The 21,753-nt window shown below is 41.2% G+C and carries 16 protein-coding genes; 12 read left to right on the plus strand and 4 right to left on the minus strand.

Annotated features, from left to right (window positions below):
* Both QZT26_RS10010 and QZT26_RS10015 read left to right on the plus strand, forming a co-directional pair.
* The coding region (locus QZT26_RS10010; protein ID WP_295101905.1) for an SBBP repeat-containing protein at positions 1-2,821 on the plus strand (2,821 nt) is incomplete at its 5' end.
* Between the two features lie 722 nt (positions 2,822-3,543).
* Positions 3,544-8,646: a PA14 domain-containing protein gene (locus tag QZT26_RS10015; RefSeq protein ID WP_295101906.1), complete on the plus strand. Its 5,103-nt coding sequence runs from the start codon at positions 3,544-3,546 to the stop codon at positions 8,644-8,646.
* 95 nt (positions 8,647-8,741) lie between these two features.
* On the opposite strand, the gene QZT26_RS10020 is transcribed toward QZT26_RS10015, so the two are convergent.
* Positions 8,742-8,972 (minus strand): hypothetical protein, encoded by a 231-nt coding sequence (locus tag QZT26_RS10020; protein ID WP_157820712.1) that lies wholly within the window; start codon positions 8,970-8,972, stop codon positions 8,742-8,744.
* Between the two features lie 331 nt (positions 8,973-9,303).
* Here QZT26_RS10020 and QZT26_RS10025 point away from each other — a divergent pair, with 331 nt between their 5' ends.
* Together QZT26_RS10025 and QZT26_RS10030 are read left to right on the plus strand one after the other, a co-directional pair.
* The gene (locus QZT26_RS10025) at positions 9,304-9,453 is read left to right on the plus strand and encodes a hypothetical protein (RefSeq protein WP_157820713.1); all 150 of its coding nucleotides are present in this window, start codon (positions 9,304-9,306) and stop codon (positions 9,451-9,453) included.
* Positions 9,454-9,548: 95 nt separating this feature from the next.
* On the plus strand, positions 9,549-10,124 hold the full coding sequence (locus tag QZT26_RS10030; protein WP_099326534.1) for a hypothetical protein: 576 nt from the start codon (positions 9,549-9,551) through the stop codon (positions 10,122-10,124).
* A 423-nt stretch (positions 10,125-10,547) separates the two neighbouring features.
* Here the strand turns inward: QZT26_RS10030 and speY are convergent, their stop codons facing one another.
* The 3 genes from speY to QZT26_RS10045 all read right to left on the minus strand — a co-directional run bounded on the left by speY (position 10,548) and on the right by QZT26_RS10045 (position 13,390).
* Positions 10,548-11,642 (minus strand): deoxyhypusine synthase, encoded by a 1,095-nt coding sequence (speY, locus tag QZT26_RS10035; RefSeq protein WP_295101909.1) that lies wholly within the window; start codon positions 11,640-11,642, stop codon positions 10,548-10,550.
* A gap of 205 nt (positions 11,643-11,847) precedes the next feature.
* Entirely contained in the window at positions 11,848-12,903 is a 1,056-nt protein-coding gene (locus QZT26_RS10040; RefSeq protein ID WP_295101911.1) for a glycosyltransferase family 9 protein, read from the minus strand.
* A 151-nt stretch (positions 12,904-13,054) separates the two neighbouring features.
* Positions 13,055-13,390: a hypothetical protein gene (locus QZT26_RS10045; protein WP_295101912.1), complete on the minus strand. Its 336-nt coding sequence runs from the start codon at positions 13,388-13,390 to the stop codon at positions 13,055-13,057.
* Between the two features lie 486 nt (positions 13,391-13,876).
* Between QZT26_RS10045 and aroF the strand changes: the two genes are divergently transcribed.
* From aroF to QZT26_RS10085, 8 genes are all read left to right on the plus strand, one after another.
* On the plus strand, positions 13,877-14,893 hold the full coding sequence (aroF, locus tag QZT26_RS10050; RefSeq protein WP_295101913.1) for a 3-deoxy-7-phosphoheptulonate synthase: 1,017 nt from the start codon (positions 13,877-13,879) through the stop codon (positions 14,891-14,893).
* 58 nt (positions 14,894-14,951) lie between these two features.
* Positions 14,952-15,206 (plus strand): hypothetical protein, encoded by a 255-nt coding sequence (locus tag QZT26_RS10055; RefSeq protein ID WP_099326539.1) that lies wholly within the window; start codon positions 14,952-14,954, stop codon positions 15,204-15,206.
* 97 nt (positions 15,207-15,303) lie between these two features.
* Complete coding sequence (locus QZT26_RS10060) at positions 15,304-15,804, plus strand: pyridoxamine 5'-phosphate oxidase family protein (RefSeq protein WP_295101914.1); 501 nt, start codon at positions 15,304-15,306, stop codon at positions 15,802-15,804.
* Between the two features lie 27 nt (positions 15,805-15,831).
* Positions 15,832-17,019: an aminotransferase class I/II-fold pyridoxal phosphate-dependent enzyme gene (locus tag QZT26_RS10065; protein WP_295101915.1), complete on the plus strand. Its 1,188-nt coding sequence runs from the start codon at positions 15,832-15,834 to the stop codon at positions 17,017-17,019.
* 92 nt (positions 17,020-17,111) lie between these two features.
* Complete coding sequence (gene trpS / locus QZT26_RS10070; protein ID WP_295101917.1) at positions 17,112-18,089, plus strand: tryptophan--tRNA ligase; 978 nt, start codon at positions 17,112-17,114, stop codon at positions 18,087-18,089.
* Positions 18,090-18,323: 234 nt separating this feature from the next.
* Positions 18,324-20,021, plus strand: coding sequence for an arginine--tRNA ligase (argS, locus tag QZT26_RS10075; protein ID WP_295101919.1), 1,698 nt, complete (start codon positions 18,324-18,326; stop codon positions 20,019-20,021).
* A gap of 353 nt (positions 20,022-20,374) precedes the next feature.
* On the plus strand, positions 20,375-21,055 hold the full coding sequence (gene nth / locus QZT26_RS10080) for an endonuclease III (protein WP_295101921.1): 681 nt from the start codon (positions 20,375-20,377) through the stop codon (positions 21,053-21,055).
* 180 nt (positions 21,056-21,235) lie between these two features.
* Positions 21,236-21,439, plus strand: coding sequence for a helix-turn-helix domain-containing protein (locus tag QZT26_RS10085; protein ID WP_099326544.1), 204 nt, complete (start codon positions 21,236-21,238; stop codon positions 21,437-21,439).
* The last annotated feature ends 314 nt before the right edge of the window (positions 21,440-21,753 follow it).

Below are 21,753 nucleotides of genomic sequence, written 5' to 3' on the forward strand. Positions count from 1 at the left end.
GCTGGCATCCACGTACCTGGGCGAGCCTGGTTATAATGAGGGTCGTTCTCTCGCCCTCGACACGAGCGGGAATGTATATGTGACGGGGTATACTATGTCACCACTCTTTCCGACTACGAGCGGGGCATATGACACCTCTTATAATTATGGTTATGATGTCTTTGTATCTAAGCTGGACGGTGGATTAACGAGCCTGCTGGCATCCACGTATCTGGGCGGGCTTAGTGATGATTATGGTTATTCCCTCGCCCTCGACACGAACGGGAATGTGTATGTGACGGGGCAAACTGAGTCATCACGCTTTCCGACTACGAGGGGTGCATATGATACTTCCGATAGTGATGATTCTGATGTCTTTGTCTCGAAGCTGAACAGTGGATTAACGAGCCTGCTGGCATCCACGTACCTGGGCGGGTCTAATGATGATGAGGGTTATTCTCTCGTCCTAGACACAAGCGGGAATGTATATGTAACGGGTTGGACTAGCGGAGGAGGCTTTCCGACTACGAGTGGGGCATATGATACCTCTTATTATTATGGTTATGATGTCTTTGTATCTAAGCTGGACGGCAATCTTTCTGCCACATCAGCAACACCAACACCAACACCAACACCAACTCCAACTACGTGTACTGACAGCTACGAGCCTAACAACAGTACGTCTGAAGCTTACGGACCTTTGCGTTCTGGATCGAGTTACAGTGGCAAGATTTGCTCGGATAGTGACGTGGATTGGTTTAAGGTGAATATAACAATCGAAGGTACAATATCACTGTCCTTAACGGTTCCGTCTTCCAATGATTATGAATTAGAGCTGTATGATGCTTCTTATGCGAAAATCGTCAGTTCTACTAATGGGAGTGGTGTGAGCGAGTCGATTGACTACGATGCCACTTCAACGGGAAATTACTATATCAAGATATACGGATTCAGTGGCTCATCGAATACTACAAATTCATATACACTCACCTATACGTATACGTCTAAGACAACACCAACCCCTACAACAACGCTTACACCAGGTGGTCACACTGCTGCCTTATCTGTAAGTCCGTCAGAAGTATCTCTATATGATTCTGTTGTAGTAACAGTCGTGGATTGGGATTTAAATACAACCAGTAGCTATGCCGATACTGGAAATGTGAGAATTAAATCAAATTCAGATACAACAGGCTTCTATCTTGGGTTAATGGAAATGAATGTGAACTCTGGCAGTTTTAAGGGTACATTCGTGACGGGCGATACGACAGACTTGTCTGCATCTCCTCGAAAAATAGGTGTTGGAGTAAATGATACTATAACTGTGTCTTACTCAGATAATCTAGATGCTGATGGTAATAGCACAACAATAACAAATACGGTTTCAGTAACGGGTACAACTGGAACACCAACCCCTACAACAACGACAGAACCAAAGGTTGCGGCAGGGGATTCACACACCCTTGCCCTAAAGTATGACGGCACAGTCTGGACATGGGGACATAATGGGGATGGGCAATTAGGGGATGGAACATTTACCAACAGGACTACTCCTGTTCAGGTAAACGACCTCAGTGACGTCATTGCCATTGATGGTGGACAGCATCATCACAGCCTTGCAGTAAAATCGGATGGTACCGTATGGGCGTGGGGGCATAATGATGATGGTCATCTGGGAGATAGAACGTACACAAACAGAAGTTCCCCCGTGAAGGTAACTGATCTCAGTGGTGCTATCGCAGTTGCTGGTGGAGATTCACACAGTCTCGCCTTGAAATCAGATGGTACCGTATGGGCGTGGGGAGCGAACTGGTATGGACAATTAGGAGATGGTACAACCGCAGACAGCACTACACCTGTTCAGGTAAGTAACCTCAGCGATGTTATTGCCATTGCTGGGGGTGATAATCACAGCCTTGCTTTAAAGTACGATGGTACTGTCTGGGCATGGGGTGAAAATGCTTATGGTAAATTGGGAGACGAGACAGAAACGAATAGAACTGCACCCGTGCAGGTAGGCAGCCTCAGCAATGTTAATGCCATAGCAGTTGGCGACCAGCACAGTCTGGCACTAAAATCAGACGGCACGGTCTGGGCATGGGGAAATAACGAAGGCGGTCAATTGGGAGACGGAACAACTACAAATAGAAATACACCCATACAAGTGAATTTCTACGGCCAGTATATTACTACGATCGCGGCTGGATATAAGCATAACCTTGCTGTGGATTCAGAAGGTTATGCTTGGGCGTGGGGGTATGGTTGGGATGGTCAGTTGGGAGACGGGGCTAACGCAGATAGCTACATTCCTGTGCAAGTGATAGGACTTCGCTTTGTTACGGCCATTGTAGCTGGCGATTGGCATAGCATTGCCGTGAAGTCAGACGGCACGGTCTGGGCATGGGGGTATAATGGGGATGGTGAACTGGGAGACGGTACAACCTCAAGCAGAAGCACCCCGGCTCAGGTTGATATTAATTTAGGTCAGGCATCAGATTGTGGCGAGACTAATATAATGAGCTGGTCTGCCGCCAAATTGAAAATTAAAAGAAAGAAAAGTAAAGATATAACCATAACAGCCGCTCAAGGTGATGTGATAGAAGATGATAATACCATTTTTAAATGTCCCGTTGAAGGCCTGACGGTTACTGCAGTTGTTGATAGTAAAACTGAAGGAAAGAAGCTCATATCGGTTTCACCAACAAGCGCTGTAACTGATGAAAACGGTGATGTGACGTTCACGATAAAAGCCAAGAATAAAAAGGGAAATGCAAAGGTCTATTTTTCAATAGAAGAATGGGGTGAGTGGGTAACTACGGAATTATCAGTAAAGGTAAGGTAACTAATCCATGATATTTGTAATACATATCGGATATAATTTTGACGTAGGAAAATTTTCTGCTATCGAGTGCAGTGAAATGAGGGAAGGATAAGGGAAATTTATTCGCACAGGTTTCATGGTATTTTTTAACTTGTCAATTCATCTTAAAAAAGAAGGGGAAAAAGTCATGAAAAGAATTGCTTATAAAATGGTGGGTGAATTAGGGGACACTTCCCATATTTCTTGATTGATCTGGTGGAATAATAATGGAAGTGTCCCTATATTTCTCGGAGAGGGCGAAATCTGTAATCGTATAAGTAGAAAGAGAAAAACGGTAGAACTATGCGGTGTCGTCGGAGTTAAGAGTGACGGTATGACTGTAAAAGGTATATAAATGAACTTGGGATGTCTAATTATTCAGGTTGATGACCGTAACGCAACAAGGAATTGTTACGGCTAATAGGGATAACTTCAGTATTGAGACACTTCCCGTATTTCAGAAGTTAATCTGGGAAGTGTCCCTCTATTCCCCCTCTATTCCCTATAGTTAAAGGGAATATTAAGTGAACTTCGGCGGGAATAAATTATTGGAGAATTAGGGACACATCCCATATTTCTTACTTTATTTGGTGGGAAAATAAGGGATATTTCCTATATTTCTATATTTTAGAATAAATGTTTAAGGCTGATCTGCAGCAAACAAAGGGAAAATCCATAAACCACATACATAACAGGAGGCTATAATGCTAATAAAACATCCTTTAAAGAAAAGGCTTATTAAATCTGTTTTGTTATTAATGGGACTGGTAATAGCGCTAACCCTTTACCCATTGACCAAAAACAACTCAAACCTTGCTAATGATCAGGATATAGTCAGCAATTCAAATATCCTATACCTCTCAACTATCAATCCTGGTAAGGATTGGCAGACTACCATAAGCATTACAAACTCAGAATGTAAATGCAAACAGAGAAGGGTTAACGCAACGCTTACCGCATACGACAAAGATGGTTTATCCCTTGAGGTTATTAAAAACGTTATTAGGCTTAGAGCAAATAAAACAAAGACCTTTCATTCTCAAACATTACCCACCGATGCTGAATCCTTAAGGGTTGAGTCAAATGGCAACCTTATATGCAATGCAATTTTCAAAACACGTGATGGCACAAAATCAGAAGTAGTCCCTGCCATCAAAGAATCATCCAGACAGCTAGATTTCCCAGCGCTGCTCAGTTACGATGACCTCTATATATACAAGACCATTACCCTTTTAAACCCAAACACAAACCCCGCAAGTGTTGATATTGTAGCCTTGGATAAGGACGGATATGAGATAGACCTTAATGATTTACCATCCCTTTCGTCAATGGAAAGCAAAACCTTCTCCCTCGTGGATATCTTTGGCGCAAGAATATTAAAAGACCTGTCAACGGTGAGGATCAATTCAGATAGTAATATTATTGGACTTCAGTTTGTGGACTATCCAGCGGTTGACCTTGTTGGGCTTCCGGCCCTGACCACTACCAGCAAGGGCTGGACGTTTCCAATAGCAACCAAAGGAGAAAACTTCGATCTGTGGACAAAAGTGGGTATTTTAAATCCTGGCAATGATATAGCCAATGTTAACATTGAGGCATTTGATACCAGCAATGACTCACTGGGGATTATCCATAGTCAAACCATTTTGCCGGGTGTAACCTATGTTATCAATACCGCAAATATTGATACTATTGAGGGAGATGCCATACCTTCAAATACCGCTATCCTCAAGATCACTTCTACCCAGCCTGTAATTGGGTATGAAGTCATTGGTGTTCTAAATGGCAGCGGTCTTTCAGCAGTTATGGGGATTCCTGACGAAGACCAAACCTCGGTGGGATTTGAGCTAATCGGTTCAATGGACGGAGAGGTGCTTAATACCTATTCAATGATGCGGATGGGCGATGGGAGCGTAAAGTCAACGGCTGGGAGTTTGGGGAGTGAAGAATGGAGAAAAAATGTAAACATAATACCCGACACTTTAGAAATAATCTCTGAACCAACAGCAGAAGTAAATAAAAATGTAGATGTTTCGCAAAATACGGGCACTTCATTCACACTGGAATTTCCACTTAAGGACGTTAAGTATAACAGTAAGGATGAATATTGGACTCCATACACTGCTAAAATATCCGCCGTTTTTGATCATACTATGAAAGGAAAAGACAAAAATAGCAATAATTATGTAGTTGCGTATACTGGAGAAGGGGGTTCTGAGAAAGCACCTGGTACATGTGAGAAAGAAAATGGTATGGAAACAAATAAGGGATGCGGTTATTACAAGAAAGGCGATGATAACCCATTTATTATAAACAATCATTATGTAGGCGTTAAAAATAAGGCAAAGATTCTACAGTACGATGGTCATTCGGGGTATGACTATAAAGTTGAATTAAAAACGCCTGTCTATGCTGCTGCTAAAGGAAAAGTTGTAGAGGCAGAATGGAATGTGTATCCACCTGGGCATAAGCACGCTGGTGAGGATGCGGGTGGTGGTTATTTTATAAGGATAAAGCATGACAATGACTACACTACTAGTTATCTCCATTTATTTGATATGAATGACCAAACAGCAGGGTTTAAAGTGGCAAAGGGTGACAATGTAGATAAAGAACAAATTATTGCCTATTCAGGCAATACAGGTGCAGCATCATCAGGACCTCACCTTCATTTCGAGGTGAGAAAGGGTTGGGTAGAAAATGTATCTAGGGGGACATCTATTGATCCCTATGGCTGGCATCCACCAGTATCAACTGTTGATCCATGCAAAACACTTACAGGAGTAGATAATACGACCCTTTGGGCGGCAAAAGATACACTTCCACAAATTACCTCAATAAGTCCTTCACGTGAAGTTGCTGGAACTTCAGTAACGATAACGGGCAAGAGATTTGGTACTGCAAAAGGTACAGTAAAATTTGGTACGGTAGAAGCCGATGTCACTTCATGGAGTGATACCGAAATAGTTGCGACTGTGCCTGATGGTAATGGAACAGTATATGTAAGAGTGACAACAGCCGGAAAAGAAACAGCAGTAACAAGCACAGGAGATGATGATAAAGAGAAATATGTATTTACATACACAACATCACCCACTGACAATCCCCCCTCTGTCTCCATTACCTCTCCTGCAAATGGTTCTACTGTTGCAGGCAATGTTACAGTTTCTGCTAGTGCATCGGATGACAAAGGTATTGGAAGTGTAAAGTTCTACCTTAACGATACACTACAGTACACAGACACTACTTCACCGTATTCGTGGCCATGGGATACAACTCAGTCTACTAATATCTCTCATAACCTAAAAGTTATTGCCTATGATACTACTAATCAGACGGCTACGAGTCAGATTAGTGTTACGGTTAATAATACAACCACCAGCATCGCCGTTAGTTCTTTCAAAATCAACAATGACGCATCCAGCACCACTAGCCGGACGGTAACGCTCAACAATACTGCAACAGGCAGTCCTGCCTATTACATGGCAAGTGAATCATCCTCTTTTAGTGGCGCAAGTTGGCAATCGTATTCACAGAATCCTGGTTTTACCCTGAGTTCTGGTAATGGAAATAAGACCGTATACTTTAAGGTTAAAAACATTGCTAATACTGAATCATCAGTGGTGAGTGACAGCATAAATTTGAATGAGTCGTCTACTTCCTGCACTGAGACAGTTTCTTCAGGTCAGTGGAAGGGGGAATACTACAACAATAAGAATTTGAGCGGCAGTCCAGTCATGACAAGGAACGATGGAAGTGGGAATCTCAATTTTGACTGGGGCAGCGGAAGTCCAAGCAGTTCGTGCGGTGTTAATAGTGACGATTTCTCAGTTCGCTGGACGAGGACGGTTTCTTTCGATGCCAACACCTATCGCTTCACGGTAACGTGTGATGATGGTTTCAGACTTTATGTAGATGGTAGTTCGAAGCTTGAGAAATGGATCGATCAAGGCTCAACGGAGTACACGGTGGATGTATCACTTTCGTCAGGGAATCACACCATAAAAATGGAGTACTATGAAGCTGGTGGGGGCGCTGTAGCAAAACTATCATGGGAGGTGGTGTCCTCTACAATTTCCGTTACTTCTTTTAAAATCAATAACGATGCATCCAGCACCACTAGTCGGACGGTAACGCTAAATAATACTGCAACAGGCAGTCCTGCCTATTACATGGCAAGTGAGTCCTCATCATTTAATAATGCCATTTGGCAGACATATTCAGCGAGTCCAAGCTTTACCTTGAGTTCAGGTAATGGAAATAAGACCGTATACTTTAAGGTTAAAAACAGTGCTAATACTGAATCATCAGTGGTGAATGACAGCATTACCCTGAGTGAGTCTACTTCCTGCACTGAGACAGTTTCTTCAGGTCAGTGGAAGGGGGAATACTACAACAATAAGAATTTGAGCGGCAGTCCAGTCATGACAAGGGATGATGGAAGCGGGAATCTCAATTTTGACTGGGGCAGTGGTAGTCCAAGCAGTTCGTGCGATGTAAATAGTGACGATTTCTCCGTTCGCTGGACGAGGACGGTTTCTTTCGATGCCAGTCTCTATCGCTTCAAGGTAACGTGTGACGATGGTTTCAAACTTTACGTAGATGGTAGTTCAAAGCTTGAGAAATGGATCGATCAGGGCTCAACGGAGTACACGGTGGATGTATCACTTTCGTCAGGGAATCACACCATAAAAATGGAGTACTATGAAGCTGGTGGGGGCGCTGTAGCGAAACTATCATGGGAGGTGGCATCATCTGGTAGTGTGCCTGGCAGCATTACCGACCTTACAGCCACTGCTGAGTGTGATGGCACTGCGTCTCAGGTACGGCTGAATTGGTCTGCTGCAAGTAATGCCACCTCGTATGACGTCTACCGTAACGGCAGTTTGTATTACAGTGGGGTATCAGGGACACAATTCATCAATAGCGCCAACATTACATCTGGAACGTCTTATTCTTACTACGTTCAGGCCAAGAACTCCTATGGTTCTACCAACTCCAATACTGTTTCTGCAACGGCAATAACTTGTGTCAGCAATATGCCTGGCAGCATTACTGACCTTACGGCCACAGCTGAGTGTGATGGCACAACTTCTCAGATACGGCTGAATTGGTCTGCTGCAAGCAATGCAACCTCGTATGATGTCTACCGCAACGGCAGTTTGTATTACAGTGGGGTATCAGTGACACAGTTCATCAATAGTTCCAATATTACAACGGGAACGTCTTATTCTTACCATGTCCAGGCCAAGAACTCTTATGGTTCTACTAACTCCAATACTGTTTCGGCAACGGCGAAAACTTGCGGCGGGTCTACCAGTCAATCAGAGCGCATTACTAACGGCAGCTTTTCTTCCGGTACAAGCGGATGGACGCTATCGAGTGATTTTTGGGCAGGCACAAATCTTTCTAACTATCGCACCTCACCGGGCTATGCAGCGGGAGGCGTAGACAGTAGTGGAACGCCAAAAAACAATGCGTATGGTTCCATGTACCAAGCAGTAACTATCCCATCCAATGCAACTTCGGCCACTATCAGTTTTTGGTATAACATAACAACATCAAATGAATCAGGATATGATGCGCTCTACACAGTTATCAAAAATTCTTCGGGGAGTCATTTAGCAACAGTTGCTACCTTCAGCAATGCCGATAAAGGAACATTAGGAAGTTACAGCAAAAAAAGCCTTGATGTAACCTCATACAAAGGGCAGACCGTCACAATATATTTTCTGGCAATGACTGATTCTGCTAATACTACGGTATTCAGAATTGACGATGTCAGCCTTATGTCTGATGGAAATTAAGAAATTTTCCTTTTTTTAAGCTGAATACAATTTGTACGTTTTGTAAAAACGAAACATTTGTGAATGAACAAAAGGGGTCAAATGAACAAAAGGGGTTACACCTTGATTAGTGATTTAATTTCTTCTAATCGTTTATTAATTTCATTTTCTTCAGATATCTTTGATTTCATAATAGTTACTCGCCAACTTATGGAAGAATAACCAAGACCAAACAAATTCCCGATTTCCTGGTTATTAAAAATATTCCTTCGCTCATTTTCTCGTGATAAGATGTGATAGTAAGCCACTTCAAATTCTATGCGCCATTGTCTTGTCATGTCAGACAAGATAGCAAAATTACCTTCTATTGCCAACAGCATAATCACTAATCAAGGTGTGACCCCTTTTGCGCCTCCCGAACAGTACGATTGGTATGCTCCTGGAGTTGGCTTCATCAGACAAATCATTAAAGAAACGCGAGAAATGATAATAAACAAGTCAGGGTATCTCCGTGGAGGCTCTGAAGAAATAACTGTGCAATTGGAATCATTCAAAAAATGATGCGAAGCCAAGAGACCGTCAGGATAGAGGAAGGAATTGGTATATTGGTTTTAATTTCTCAACCTTATATAAATTTTATCAAGGTAATTTTAGTATAAAGATATACAGGCGATCACCATGATTACAAAACAAGACTATATTTTATATTTGTTGATCTTGCTTGTCCTTTTTGAAGGTTGTGCAAAAAGATATCCTCTTGGCACGAAAGAAGAACAATGGCAAGCCTTGAGCCCACAACAGCAGGCGGAACATACTACAAAGCAATAGGGTGCATTCCCGATTTTTTGTGACTTCCGCCATGTTTTAATAAAACGTACAGTAGTGTTAACCCTGACAGGGTTTCAAACCCTGTCAGGGTTGTTTTGCCCCGACTCCATGAACGCTTACAAAAAATCGGGAATGCTCCCAAGCAATATCAGATAGACGAAGAAAGAAGAAAAAGGCAGGAAGAATACCGGCAGCAAAAAGAAAGAGAAGATGCAGAGGCGATAAGATTAGAAAAGGAACGCATTTTACAGCTTTATAGGAATGCGCGTTACGGCGATATTATTCAGGTGAACATATCTGGAGGCAGCATTGCCTTTATCGGAGAAAGAAAAGGTTACGAACCTTTGTCCTTCGATCTGGTGAGAGGCGAGAGGAAAAGGATTCCATTCTATCACCACGATAAACAAATAACCTATCAAACAGACATCTGGGTAGCGTATGACAACAACGCCTTTTATTTTGATGTTGGAGATGACCAGAAATATGAACAGAGTACAGATAAGATAGTTATTTTAGATAATGGACGCTGGGATGAAGGGAAGACATATCGCCCAAAAACACTCGATAAGAGCACCTATAGTCAGGCGCATGGCATAAAGGTTTTTATACGGTATAAACTATTGCCCGGTATGCAACGAAAAGGGGCGTATCATTATTACCCGCCTCAATGAAGTGAGTTAATTTCTAAATTATCTTATAACTGTTGTACGGTATTTGTGCTAAATTTGCGCTAAAATCAATCCAAAAGGATAGAATTAATTGAAATGAATAGAATTGATATAACTCCAACAATCCCTGAATTTTCAAGGTAAAACAGGAAACCAGCCCAATATCAAGGACTTAAGAATTTTCAATATTTCACATTTGTAACCTGAACCCATGAGTTTATACGGATAATGAGTCCATGTACTGCTGTTAAATTCCAATGCCCAAATCACAAAATCCCTGCTCGGAATTTATTTGTCATTTGTTCTGCCAATAGAAGGCTGGATTAAAAGTATGAAACGTTTGGTTCAGGGTTATGATAGTAAGGAAAAACAGCAATACTTCTATTGGTTGATAGAAAAGGGAATCATTGTTTCCTTAACAAGCGATTATTTCTTCATGTGTTTTTTCAATTCGTTTACGTATTGCGGCAACTGTCTGTACAAATGCTTTTTCTTGCGTGCTTTTGCCTTTGATAATGCATAAGAGGCAAGTATTGGCGTTGCAATTGTTGCGTCACAATAGACAACTACGTGGTTCTTTATCTCTTCTATCCGCATTTTGCCCCACGAAATAGCTTCACTAGGCGTTGCCCCGGAAAGCCCTCCCCATTGAGGCGCATCGGTGGTAATCTGAATAAAGTAGTCGTGCCCCCCCTTATTTATATCGAGTATTTGAGCAAGGGTCGGCTGGGTTTGCATATAGAAGTTTTTTGGCGAGCCGCCTCCAATGCTTACTACACCATTTAATGTGCTGTTAAATACTATAGCAGTGGATTGAATAACATCAATATCGGTATCGATTACAAGGTTGTTTCCTTGTAATTTCAGATACGACAAATTCATGCCGATGGATGAATCTCCGGGCGATGAAACGAAGACAGGCACATTATATTTCGCTGCCTGCGCCACAAAACTCAATTGCGATGACGACGTTTCGGAGAGAACAGCCTTCCCTAGCAGATAATGAAAATCAGCAGTAGAAATAGGTTCAGTATTTGAAATCCCCTTTGTTACGTCCTGGATAAATTTGTCGGTCTTCAGGAGCAGTTCATCGGTGATAAAAATATCATAAATTCGTTCAATACCTGCATGATATAACTCGGTATCATCCGCCCGGAAATCTCCCTGATGAATGGGCAAGTTTAAGGCAAAGTGGAGATCGTGGTAGAGATTGGCGCCGGTAGAGATAATAAAATCAACAAATCCTTTTTCCATAAGGCTTATGAGAGTTCCGCCCATGCCAGTGGGGGTCATTGCACCGGAGAGCGTTACGCCGACGGTAACATCTTTGCTAAGCATATGGCAGTAAAGCTTGCAGGCCTCTGCGAGTCTTCCTCCATTAAATGCCCCCGAATGGCTAAATACGTCAACGAGATCACTAACGCTCATCCCCTTCTTCAAAAATTGCGGAAGTATTTGCGGTTTGCATAAATATTTTCTTTGTAATTGACACTGGTTCGTTCGTTTTGTTTTATCAGGCATCGTTGAAGACTCTTTATTTTTGTTAAGGTTTCTTATGAAAAATATTTACAATAAACTATCGTACCTAATCCGTAACAATATAGTTTTTTGAAAAAGTAGGGGCGTAAGCGCGATAAAATATATATCACAGTGCCAGTTGAGTCAATTGAATAATAAAAAATGTGGTAACTCTTTGGTTTTTTGAAAAAGGCTTCATCTTTTATGATTACAACAACGGGAGAGAGCACAGGATTTCTTTTTGTATATTTTCGGTAGTAATAGATTCCAGACAGATTTTCGGAAAACAGGTTTTTCTTACTTCATCAGAACAAGGGCTGCATGATGTTGGGCGGTAACATATGTTAACTGATTTTCCGCGAGGACCCCATACTGCAGGATCGGTAGGGCCAAATATTGACAGCATAGAAATTCCCATTGCTGCGGCCAGGTGGGTAATGCCGGAATCATTGCCAATAAAGAGGTCGCACTGTTGTAATATTGCGGCGAGTTTTGGCAGTGGTTGATTATCGATTATGCAGATATTTTTTTTGGGTAAATTACCGGCATTTTTGGTGACCACGGTATCTGCCGGCCCCTTTATAATAAAAATTTGTGCGTTAAGACGTTCTATTAACCAATGAATTATTGAAGAGTAGTTTATGAAGGGCCATGATTTGTGGATACTGCCGCTTCCGGGATGGATTGCTATTGTTTTTTGTACGGCATCGGGGGCGTTGTCGTGAAAAAAATCCTTTCCGGCTTTCAGGTCTTCTTTATTCAGGTAGATAATTGGCGAAGTGTTTGAATATGGTATTTCCAGTAATTTCAGGAAATTCAGAAAATGATTACTGATATGAATTGGTTCTGAATTACTGGGGAAAGGATTATAGCAAATAACCTTTCGTGCCCCGGATTTTTTAAGATTTTCGGAGAAAATGGTATCCTTATCAGAAACAAAAGCAATGATTAAATCAAATTTTGAAAATCTTTTTGTTAACGTATCAGGGAGTAACGCGTTTTTCCTGAATAATGATGAGATATCCGATTGGTCAAATCTGCTTATGGCATTGGCATAAAAACGGCCATGAACTATTTCCAGATATGAGGGATAACCCATAATCTCAATGTATGCGTTGGGAAAGTATTCTCGCAAAGCATGCAGGGCGGGTAAGGTAATAATAAGATCGCCGATAGCGCAAGGACGTAGGATGAGTATGCGTTTTTCTGGCAGCAATTTCTTTGCAATTTTTGACAAAATATTAAACGATGAAATACGAAACACTCAATTTAATCCTCCCCCTTTTGGGGGTAAGGGGGAGGATTTTTGGGGTTTGTTTCGTGTTTCGTTCGTACTTCGAATTTCGTTTTTTTTATTTCGTGCTTGTTTGGTTCTGGCTATGCCAGCTTAAGAAACAAAGTGAAACAATTTTAATTTATTCAGAGTCACATCCCTTCTCTTCCCTCTTCTTCTTTATCATTTCAGAAACCTTTTCTACAAACTTGGGGTCTCCATCTTTTTCTGCTCGTTTTCTGGCTTCTTCTTTGATTTTTTTCACATCGAGGATGTCACCCATGCACTCTTCGGCAGAACTGCACCACTCAACACAGGTGGGCACCTTGTCTTTAAATATGGTAGTTCCGCATTTCGGGCAATCTGCCTTTTCCTCGTCACTCCACATTTCAACATCACAGCCGCAATTATCACATTTCCGGTCGATTGGTGTAGGGGTAGCGTTTCTTATACTACCGGGGCATTTAACTTTAGCCATTCCGTTTCTCCTTTATTAAGGGGTAATGCTTTTTCTTTATTAAGCACCTTCATTATGTATCTTCATCTAAAATAAAATCCTATGTGAATTTGCTTCGCAGGTCAAGAATTTTCTCAATCGCAAGCCGATAAAGATCAGAGATGAGGTGCATTCCCATATTCTAACAAAAGAATAACAGAAAATTTCATAGAGCGGTAAAGCCGCAATCAAAATGTTACGGATTTTGTAATTTGAGCATTGGAATTTTACCGCATTACTTGACCTCAAAATAATCTTGACATTAAATATATCAATATGTTAGCTTTTCGAGATTCATAAATATATGGGGGGATAAATATGTATTTTAACTATTTTTACTATAGAATTAGGTGTTCTTAGGGTTGGGTATTGTATAAAAAGATTGATTTGTTACCCTAAAACTAATGGTTTTAGGGTTTTTTTTTGCCTATAGGATTATATAGAATTATATGGTTGGGGGTATAGCCAATGATCATTGTGATGAAGGCTGAGTCGACAAAAGAAGATGTTGCTCATGTCCTTAAAGAAATTGAGAAGACCGGCTTAAAAGGCGTTCTTTTACAGGGAACAAACAGGAATGTGATTGCGGTAATCGGTGATGAACGCATTTTGCCGCAGGATTTTTGGGATGTATTGCCAGGGGTGGAAAAGAGCGTTCCTATATTAGCGCCTTATAAGCTGGCAAGCAGGGAAGGGAAGGATTTTAATACGATAATACATCTGCCAAATGGCAAAACTATCGGGGGGGAAAAGATTGCGGTAATAGCAGGTCCGTGTGCGATAGAGAGCAAGGAGCAGATCGTTGAGATTGCAAAGAGAGTGAAAGATGCAGGCGCTACCGCAATACGGGGAGGTGCTTTTAAACCCAGAAGCAATCCGTACACGTTCCAGGGCCTTATGGAGGAGGGCTTGATACACATGGCCCATGCCCGTGATGTTACGGGGTTGCCAATAGTTACAGAAATTCTGACCCCTGAGCATGTTAAATTAGTGAGCAAATATAGTGACATATTGCAAGTCGGAACCCGCAATATGCAAAATTTCCTGCTTTTGCGGGCGGTCGGTGAGTCCGGAAAACCGGTAATCTTAAAAAGAGGTATGTCGGCGACTCATGATGAATTTCTGCTTGCAGCGGAATACATATTATCACAAAATAATCCCAACGTGATTTTGTGTGAGAGGGGGATTAGAACATTTGAGACGTTTACGCGCTTCACCTTGTCGTTGAGCATTGTGCCGGTACTGAAAGAAATGACACATTTACCTGTTATTGTTGATCCCAGCCATGGTACTGGAAAACGCACTCTTGTGAACCCCATGTCGAAGGGGGCCATTGCGGTTGGCGCAGATGGTTTAATTATAGAAACACACCCGGACCCTGAAAAATCGTTTGTGGACGGACCTCAAACAATTGATCTTGATGCTTTTGCGCAACTGATGGAGGAATTGAAACCTGTTGCCAGGGCAGTAGGAAGAGAGATATAAAGTAATAGTCAGACCTTGTTGTTATTTATTATCCATTTTTTTTAAAAGGAACCTTAGTATGGAATATATTGAAAAAGTAATAGAACAACTCTCAAATGAAACATTGCACAGTTTGAAAGAAATGCACAAAGTGAAAGATAGCAATGAACGAAAAACTCAAGCCGAGATAGTTCATCTGCTCTGCCAATCGATGAGTTCGCTCATATCCAGCACGGCATCAATGATGTCCGAAGTTCATGATTTCAATGATGAAGACGAAGATTTTGAGGATGAAGATGAAGATTTTGAAGATGAGGATGAAGATAAGTTTTAATCGTACTACGTATGCAAATGCAGTGTAAGAGATTAAAGACATCATAATCACAGTAAGTCTGTGATATTTTACATGGCGTGGGATTACCAGATTTCTTATGCGCAGACGAGATAAAGAGATTACGGATCGAAAAGAAATTGATGAAATATTGACAAAGGTAAAAATAGGCAGACTAGGTACATGTTGCCGGGAAATCCCTTATATCACACCGATGAATTTTACTTATGACAGTGAAGCGCTGAAAATATTTCTTCACTGTGCAAACGAAGGGAAAAAACTGGAGAATATCCGTATTAACCGGAATGTTTGCTTTGAAGTTGATGATGTAGCAGAGATCATTGTGAAACAACCAACGTGTGCTTCTTCTGTTGCGTATCGCTCAGTAGTTTTATTTGGCACAATAAAGGAAGTAACTGACCATGAAGAAAAGAATTATGCCTTACAGAAACTTGCTGAAAAATACGCCCCACAGAATCCTAAAACCCCATTCACCGATGCAGCGCTGAGCAGGACCAATGTACTCGAAATACAGATCAGTGAAATGACTGCGAAGAGAAGTCCCGCCAGACCCGCATATGCCGATCCTGCAAAAAAGTAAATAATTTAATATTGAGGAAAGATTATTATGGAGATTACTGTTTCAAAAAGATTACAGTCTATTGGTTCTTATGCGTTTGCAGAGGTAGATAAGGAAGTTGAAAAGTTGAGCGCAATGGGAGTTACCCCGATTGATTTTGGAGTAGGAGACCCGACAGTTCCTACTCCTGAGATTATTCGCAAGGCGACGCAGGAGGGGATAACGAAGCGTAAGTCGTCAGGATACCCAAGCTATATTGGTACCGCCGAGTTTAGGCAAACAATCGCACAATGGACAAAGAAAAGATTCGGAGTCACGTTAGACCCTTCCACAGAGATTTCTTCCACAATTGGATCAAAAGAGGGGATTTTTAACTTTCATGAAGGGTTCATTGATCCCGGCGACTATGTAATAATCCCTACTCCCGGATATCCCCCATATACACGCGGAACATTGTTTGCCGAGGGTACACCCTATTATGTGCCGCTTCTGAAAGAGAATAATTTTCTTATAGACTTGAAATCGATCCCGGAAGCGGTATGCAAAAGGGCGAAGATTTTATGGCTTAATTACCCGAACAGCCCGACAGGAGCCGTTGCGCCGTTGTCTTATTTAAAAGAAGCAGTGGAATTTGGTAAAAGGCATAACATTATTGTTGCCTCGGATGAGGCATACAGTGAGATATATTTTAATGAACCGCCGCACAGTATTCTTGAAGTGGCAAAAGAGGGGGTCATTGTTTTTAATTCGTTGTCTAAGAGAAGCGCAATGACGTGTTACCGCATCGGCTGGGTTGCAGGAGACAAAAAGATTGTTGATGTTTTTAAAAAGGTGAAAACGAATATTGATTCAGGAACGCCCACCTTTATACAGGATGGCGCAATCGCTGCATTGAGTGACGAAACACACGTCGGGGAAATGCGGGCTGATTATAAACTGAAGAGAGACCTGCTTGTTGCCGCATTCAAAAAAATCAATCTTCCCGATTGCACCCCTGAGGCTACCATCTATTTATGGCAGAAAGTGCCTCAGGGAATGAGTTCGGTGGAATTTGCTAAAAAGCTTCTTTCTCCAGACATCGCCATAGTAACTACGCCGGGAGGATGGATCAGTGATAAAACAGAAAGCGGTATAAATCCAGGTGAGGGATATGTCCGATTCGCGTTGGTTCCCGGTATCGAAGATACAAAAAAGGCTGCAAAGCGGATAGAGGAACAACTATCAAAAATTATATGATGATAGGGAAATTAGTGACACAATGCCTGGCGGGTTCAGGTTTGCAATCTGAATACATTGTTTAATGTTGTTTGAGATATATCCGGAAAATTATGAAAAAACGATTATTTAGCGGAATCCAGCCGAGCGGGGAAGTTCATATAGGAAACTATCTGGGTGCAATAAAGAATTGGGTAGGGATGATTGATCAATACGATTGTATTTTCTGTATTGTCGATTACCATGCGATAACGGTCGAATACGACCCTAAAGAAATGCAAAACCGAATTATTAACGCTGCGGCAGTTAATATTGCAGCCGGACTTGACCCAAATAAGTGTATCATGTTTGTACAATCTCATGTACCGGAACATACGGAACTTGCCTGGATACTGAATACTGTGACGCCAATGGGTCACCTGGAAAGAATGACTCAGTTCAAAGATAAGGCAAAGCAGCACAGGGATAATATTAATGTTGGTTTATTTACCTACCCCGTCTTGCAGGCGGCAGATATATTGGTTTATAAGGCGGAAGCGGTGCCTATTGGTGAAGACCAGGTACAGCATATAGAATTGGCAAGAGAGATTGCCCGAAAGTTTAATTCACGGTACGGAGAAATATTTCCTGACCCGAAAGAAATACTTTCAGATGCCCCAAGGATTATGGGCATTGATGGGAAGACAAAGATGAGCAAAAGTAGGGATAATTATATCTCGTTGGTAGAATCTTCTGAGTCTATATGGAAAAAATTGTCTACAGCGGTAACGGATGAGAATCGGAAGAGACGGACAGACCCGGGGAATCCTGAAATATGCAACCTTTTTACTTTACATAAGCATTATTCTTCCATTGAACAAATAGAACGAATCAACAGGGAATGCCGTACTGCGGAGATAGGTTGTGTTGAATGCAAAAAAATATTGTATGAAAATATCATAAAAGCATTATCTCCCATACGGGAAAAATATGAAGAGTTAATAAAAGATAAGCATTCTATAATTGATATATTGCACGAAGGTGCAAAAAAGTGTAAGAACATGGCGGAGATTACCATGGCAGAAGTACGAAGACAAATGGGACTGACTTAGATAATGAGCAACTAAAAGCAATCGGCAGTCCACAGTCTGCAATTTGCCGACCGCCGACTGTATATTGAAGACTGTAGAAGAGACCAGTAAATATTTTGCCAATAAATGCAAAGAAATTACTGATAAGGTACTAAGAAGCGAAACATATTTACCGCCTTGTGGCACACCTCAGACTCCATTCCCACTTATTTTAGCTAACATAAGCGTTTTTCCAGAATTATAGAAAAAGAAAAGATGTCAGACCAATTCAAGAAAACAATAGTTTCTTTATTAGCAGCAAAAACAAATCTTTCCGAAGACGAAATAGATAAATACATTGAAATACCTCCTGACCCAAAGATGGGGGATTATGCATTTCCCTGCTTCAGTCTTTCAAAAATGCTGAAAAAACCTCCCGCGAAGATTGCTTCAGAATTAGCCGACCTCCTGCATCCTGTTAGCCCGATAAATAAGATAGAAGCAACAGGCCCCTATCTGAATTTGTTTTTAGACAAGGCAATATTCTCTGCGGTTGTTTTAAAGAAAATTGTGAATGAAGGTGACACATATGGCTGCGATACCATTGGCAAGGGGAAAACCGTTGTTATTGATTACTCCTCCCCAAACATCGCAAAACACCTTGCCGTCCATCATCTTCGCTCGGCATTAATTGGAAATGCACTGTATAATATTTACGGGAATTTAGGGTACAAATGCATAGGGATCAACCATCTTGGTGATTGGGGGACGCAGTTTGGTCAATTGATTGTTGCATATAGAAAATGGGGAGAAAAGGATCTCGAACAACATACCATTACCGACTTAAACAAACTCTACGTTACCTTTCATCGTGAAGCGGAAAAGGATAATCATCTGGAGGACGAAGCGAGGGAATGGTTTAAAAAACTGGAGGCAGGAGACGCAGAGGCGATGGAGTTATGGGAACGTTTCAAGGATATCAGCCTTAAAGAGTTTCAAAGGATATATAAGATGCTAGGGATTCATTTTGACGCCTTTGTTGGTGAGAGTTTTTACAATACAATGGTTGAGGATACAGTATCGGGGATTAAGAAGAAAGGGTTAGCCTGTATCAGCGAGCAGGCATTAATTGTAAATCTCGAGGCGTATAATATGCCTCCATGTTTGCTTCGAAAAAAAGACGGTACAACACTTTATGCAACACGCGACATTGCAGCGGCAGAGTACCGGAAATCTGTATATGATTTTGACAAAATGATTTATGTAGTTGGTTCTGAACAAAAACTTCACTTTTGTCAGATATTTAAGGTTTTGGAGTTAATGGGATATGACTGGGCAAGCCAGTGTGTTCATGTGGATTTCGGCCTTATGAAATTTAAAGAGGGCAAGATGTCCACCCGCAAGGGACTAGTCATATTATTAGAAGACTTATTAATTGAGGCGGTAGACCGTATCAAAAAGATTATTGAAGAAAAAAATCCTTTGTTAAAGGGCAAAGAGATGGTTGCAGGGGATGTGGGTATTGGGGCTGTTATATTTGCTGATTTAAGCACAAAACGAAACAAGGATGTACTATTTGATTGGGATACCGTATTAAATTTTGAAGGAGAGACGGGACCTTATGTGCAGTATACTCACGCCCGTCTTTGCAGCATTTTGAGGAAATATGGAAAAGATGTAACGGCGGACATTGATTATACATTATTAAATGAAGATGATACCATTCATCTTATAAAGAATCTATGGCAATATCCCTTTGTAGTACTAAAAGCGGCACAGTTTTATGAGCCGTCATTAGTGAGTAATTATCTTATTGATATTTGTGCCGGTGTAAATAAGTTCTATAATGCTCACAGGGTATTATCCGAAGATGAAGGGCTTACAAAAGCAAGAATACTTCTGGTAGATGCCGCCAGGCAAATCATAAAAAATGGTTTAAAAATCCTTGGCACGCAGGCGCCTGTGGAAATGTAAACAAGGGGAGCATTCACAAATATTTGTAGATTCCTCATTCTTGTTCCCAAGCGCCGGCTTGGGAACACAATTGTAGTAATATTTTAGTTTTTTGAAGAAAAATCGTAACTATTCAGCGTAAACGATACACGGCTCGTTCCCGAACAGATACTTCACTATGTTCAGTACAAGGTTTGGGAACGAGTTGCGCTCTGATCTCCGGTAGTTTAATAAATTACGCTGAATAGTTACTAAAAATCTGCCTAAATTTAATATTTTTAGTTAACCAATGAACAAACCCACCCCTGCCTCTCCCAAGAGGGGAATTTGATAAGTCCCCTCTTGGGAGGGGATTGAGGGGTGGGTAAAAATGAATGTCGTTGGGTTTTTGTTGTCTTTTAAAATCCAACCTAATTAATCTTATGACCGAAGAACGAACAAGAAAAATCTTATCACTCCTTGAAAAGGCGTACCCGTACCCCAAACTCATTCTTCGATATAAAAATCCCCTGGAATTGCTGATAGCGACGATATTGGCAGCTCAATGTACAGATGAACGGGTAAACAAGGTGACGGAAATTTTGTTCACAAAATACAAATCGGCGAAAGAATATGCTTTTGCACAGCAGGATGTTTTTGAACAGGAAATACGGCCGACCGGTTTTTACAGGAACAAGGCGAAAAACATTATTGCGTGCGCGAAGGCATTAGAGGAAAGGTTTCATGGCAAGGTGCCGGAAACTATGGAAGAACTTTTGACGCTTCCTGGGGTAGGAAGAAAGACGGCAAGTGTGCTGCTTGGTAACGTCTTTGGCAAGCAGGCGATAGCGGTGGATACGCATGTATTCCGTGTTTCGCACCGGTTAGATTTTGCCAAATTCAATAATCCAGATAAGGTGGAAATCGAATTGTGCAGGATTATCCCGCAAAAGAAATGGACACAGTCCTGCCTTGTCATGGGGACACATGGTAGGCTAACCTGTATTGCCAGAAAACCGTTGTGCAAAGAGTGCGTCGTAGAGAAATTATGCAATTCAAAAGATAAAATAGTATAGGCTTTAGTTTTTAAAGGGATTCCATGGCGGGAAGTTCGATGATAAAAGTAGTGCCCTTTCCCACCTCACTTTGTACGTATATTTTACCGTTATGCGGTTTAATATAGTCAAAAGCATTTATTTTTATAAAAACCTGTTTTTTTCTTGCATTTGAAGTGTTTCTGGAGTATTAAATTCTGCATGAATCCATTTCTCAGTGAAAAAACCCGAATAGAACTTAAAAAAGTACATAAGAAAGAGCCTCATAGACATCATGCCGACCGAATCAAAGCTATACTTCTTCTTGATTCAGGATGGAGTTATGAAGAAGTAGCAGAAGCGCTCTTGTTAGACGACCAAACAATCAGGAATTACGAAAAACTATACAAAGATAAAGGTTTTTGACGGGATTTTATCTGACAATTATATTGGCTGTATGCCAAAACCCACCTGCGAACAAGAAGAACAATTAAAAGATCATATCAGGAAAAAACAACTATAGCGTGGCAAAATAAATTGTTGAATATGTAAAACAAACATTCAATAAAATCTATACACCCGAAGGAGATAAGATACTTTTTATGGATGGAGTGCATCCACAGCACAATTCTACGTCTGCATATTGCTGGATAGAGAAAGGCAAAAAGAAGGAAATACCCTCTAATACCGGCAGGAAAAGAATAAATTTAAACGGTGCTATTGACATAGAAACCTTTGAA

Origin of the sequence: uncultured Candidatus Kuenenia sp. (assembly GCF_900696675.1) — a bacterium.
Taxonomy (GTDB): domain Bacteria; phylum Planctomycetota; class Brocadiia; order Brocadiales; family Brocadiaceae; genus Kuenenia; species Kuenenia stuttgartiensis_A.

Excerpts from the sequence above, each read along its gene's own strand:
- QZT26_RS10025 (WP_157820713.1), top strand. The coding sequence starts at position 9,304 with ATGATTACAAAACAAGACTATATTTTATATTTGTTGATCTTGCTTGTC.
- nth (WP_295101921.1), top strand. The coding sequence starts at position 20,375 with ATGTCGTTGGGTTTTTGTTGTCTTTTAAAATCCAACCTAATTAATCTT.
- QZT26_RS10055 (WP_099326539.1), top strand. The coding sequence starts at position 14,952 with ATGGAATATATTGAAAAAGTAATAGAACAACTCTCAAATGAAACATTG.
- argS (WP_295101919.1), top strand. The coding sequence starts at position 18,324 with ATGTCAGACCAATTCAAGAAAACAATAGTTTCTTTATTAGCAGCAAAA.
- QZT26_RS10060 (WP_295101914.1), top strand. The coding sequence starts at position 15,304 with ATGCGCAGACGAGATAAAGAGATTACGGATCGAAAAGAAATTGATGAA.
- trpS (WP_295101917.1), top strand. The coding sequence starts at position 17,112 with ATGAAAAAACGATTATTTAGCGGAATCCAGCCGAGCGGGGAAGTTCAT.
- QZT26_RS10045 (WP_295101912.1), bottom strand. The coding sequence starts at position 13,390 with ATGGCTAAAGTTAAATGCCCCGGTAGTATAAGAAACGCTACCCCTACA.
- aroF (WP_295101913.1), top strand. The coding sequence starts at position 13,877 with ATGATCATTGTGATGAAGGCTGAGTCGACAAAAGAAGATGTTGCTCAT.
- QZT26_RS10085 (WP_099326544.1), top strand. The coding sequence starts at position 21,236 with ATGAATCCATTTCTCAGTGAAAAAACCCGAATAGAACTTAAAAAAGTA.
- speY (WP_295101909.1), bottom strand. The coding sequence starts at position 11,642 with ATGCCTGATAAAACAAAACGAACGAACCAGTGTCAATTACAAAGAAAA.
- QZT26_RS10065 (WP_295101915.1), top strand. The coding sequence starts at position 15,832 with ATGGAGATTACTGTTTCAAAAAGATTACAGTCTATTGGTTCTTATGCG.
- QZT26_RS10015 (WP_295101906.1), top strand. The coding sequence starts at position 3,544 with ATGCTAATAAAACATCCTTTAAAGAAAAGGCTTATTAAATCTGTTTTG.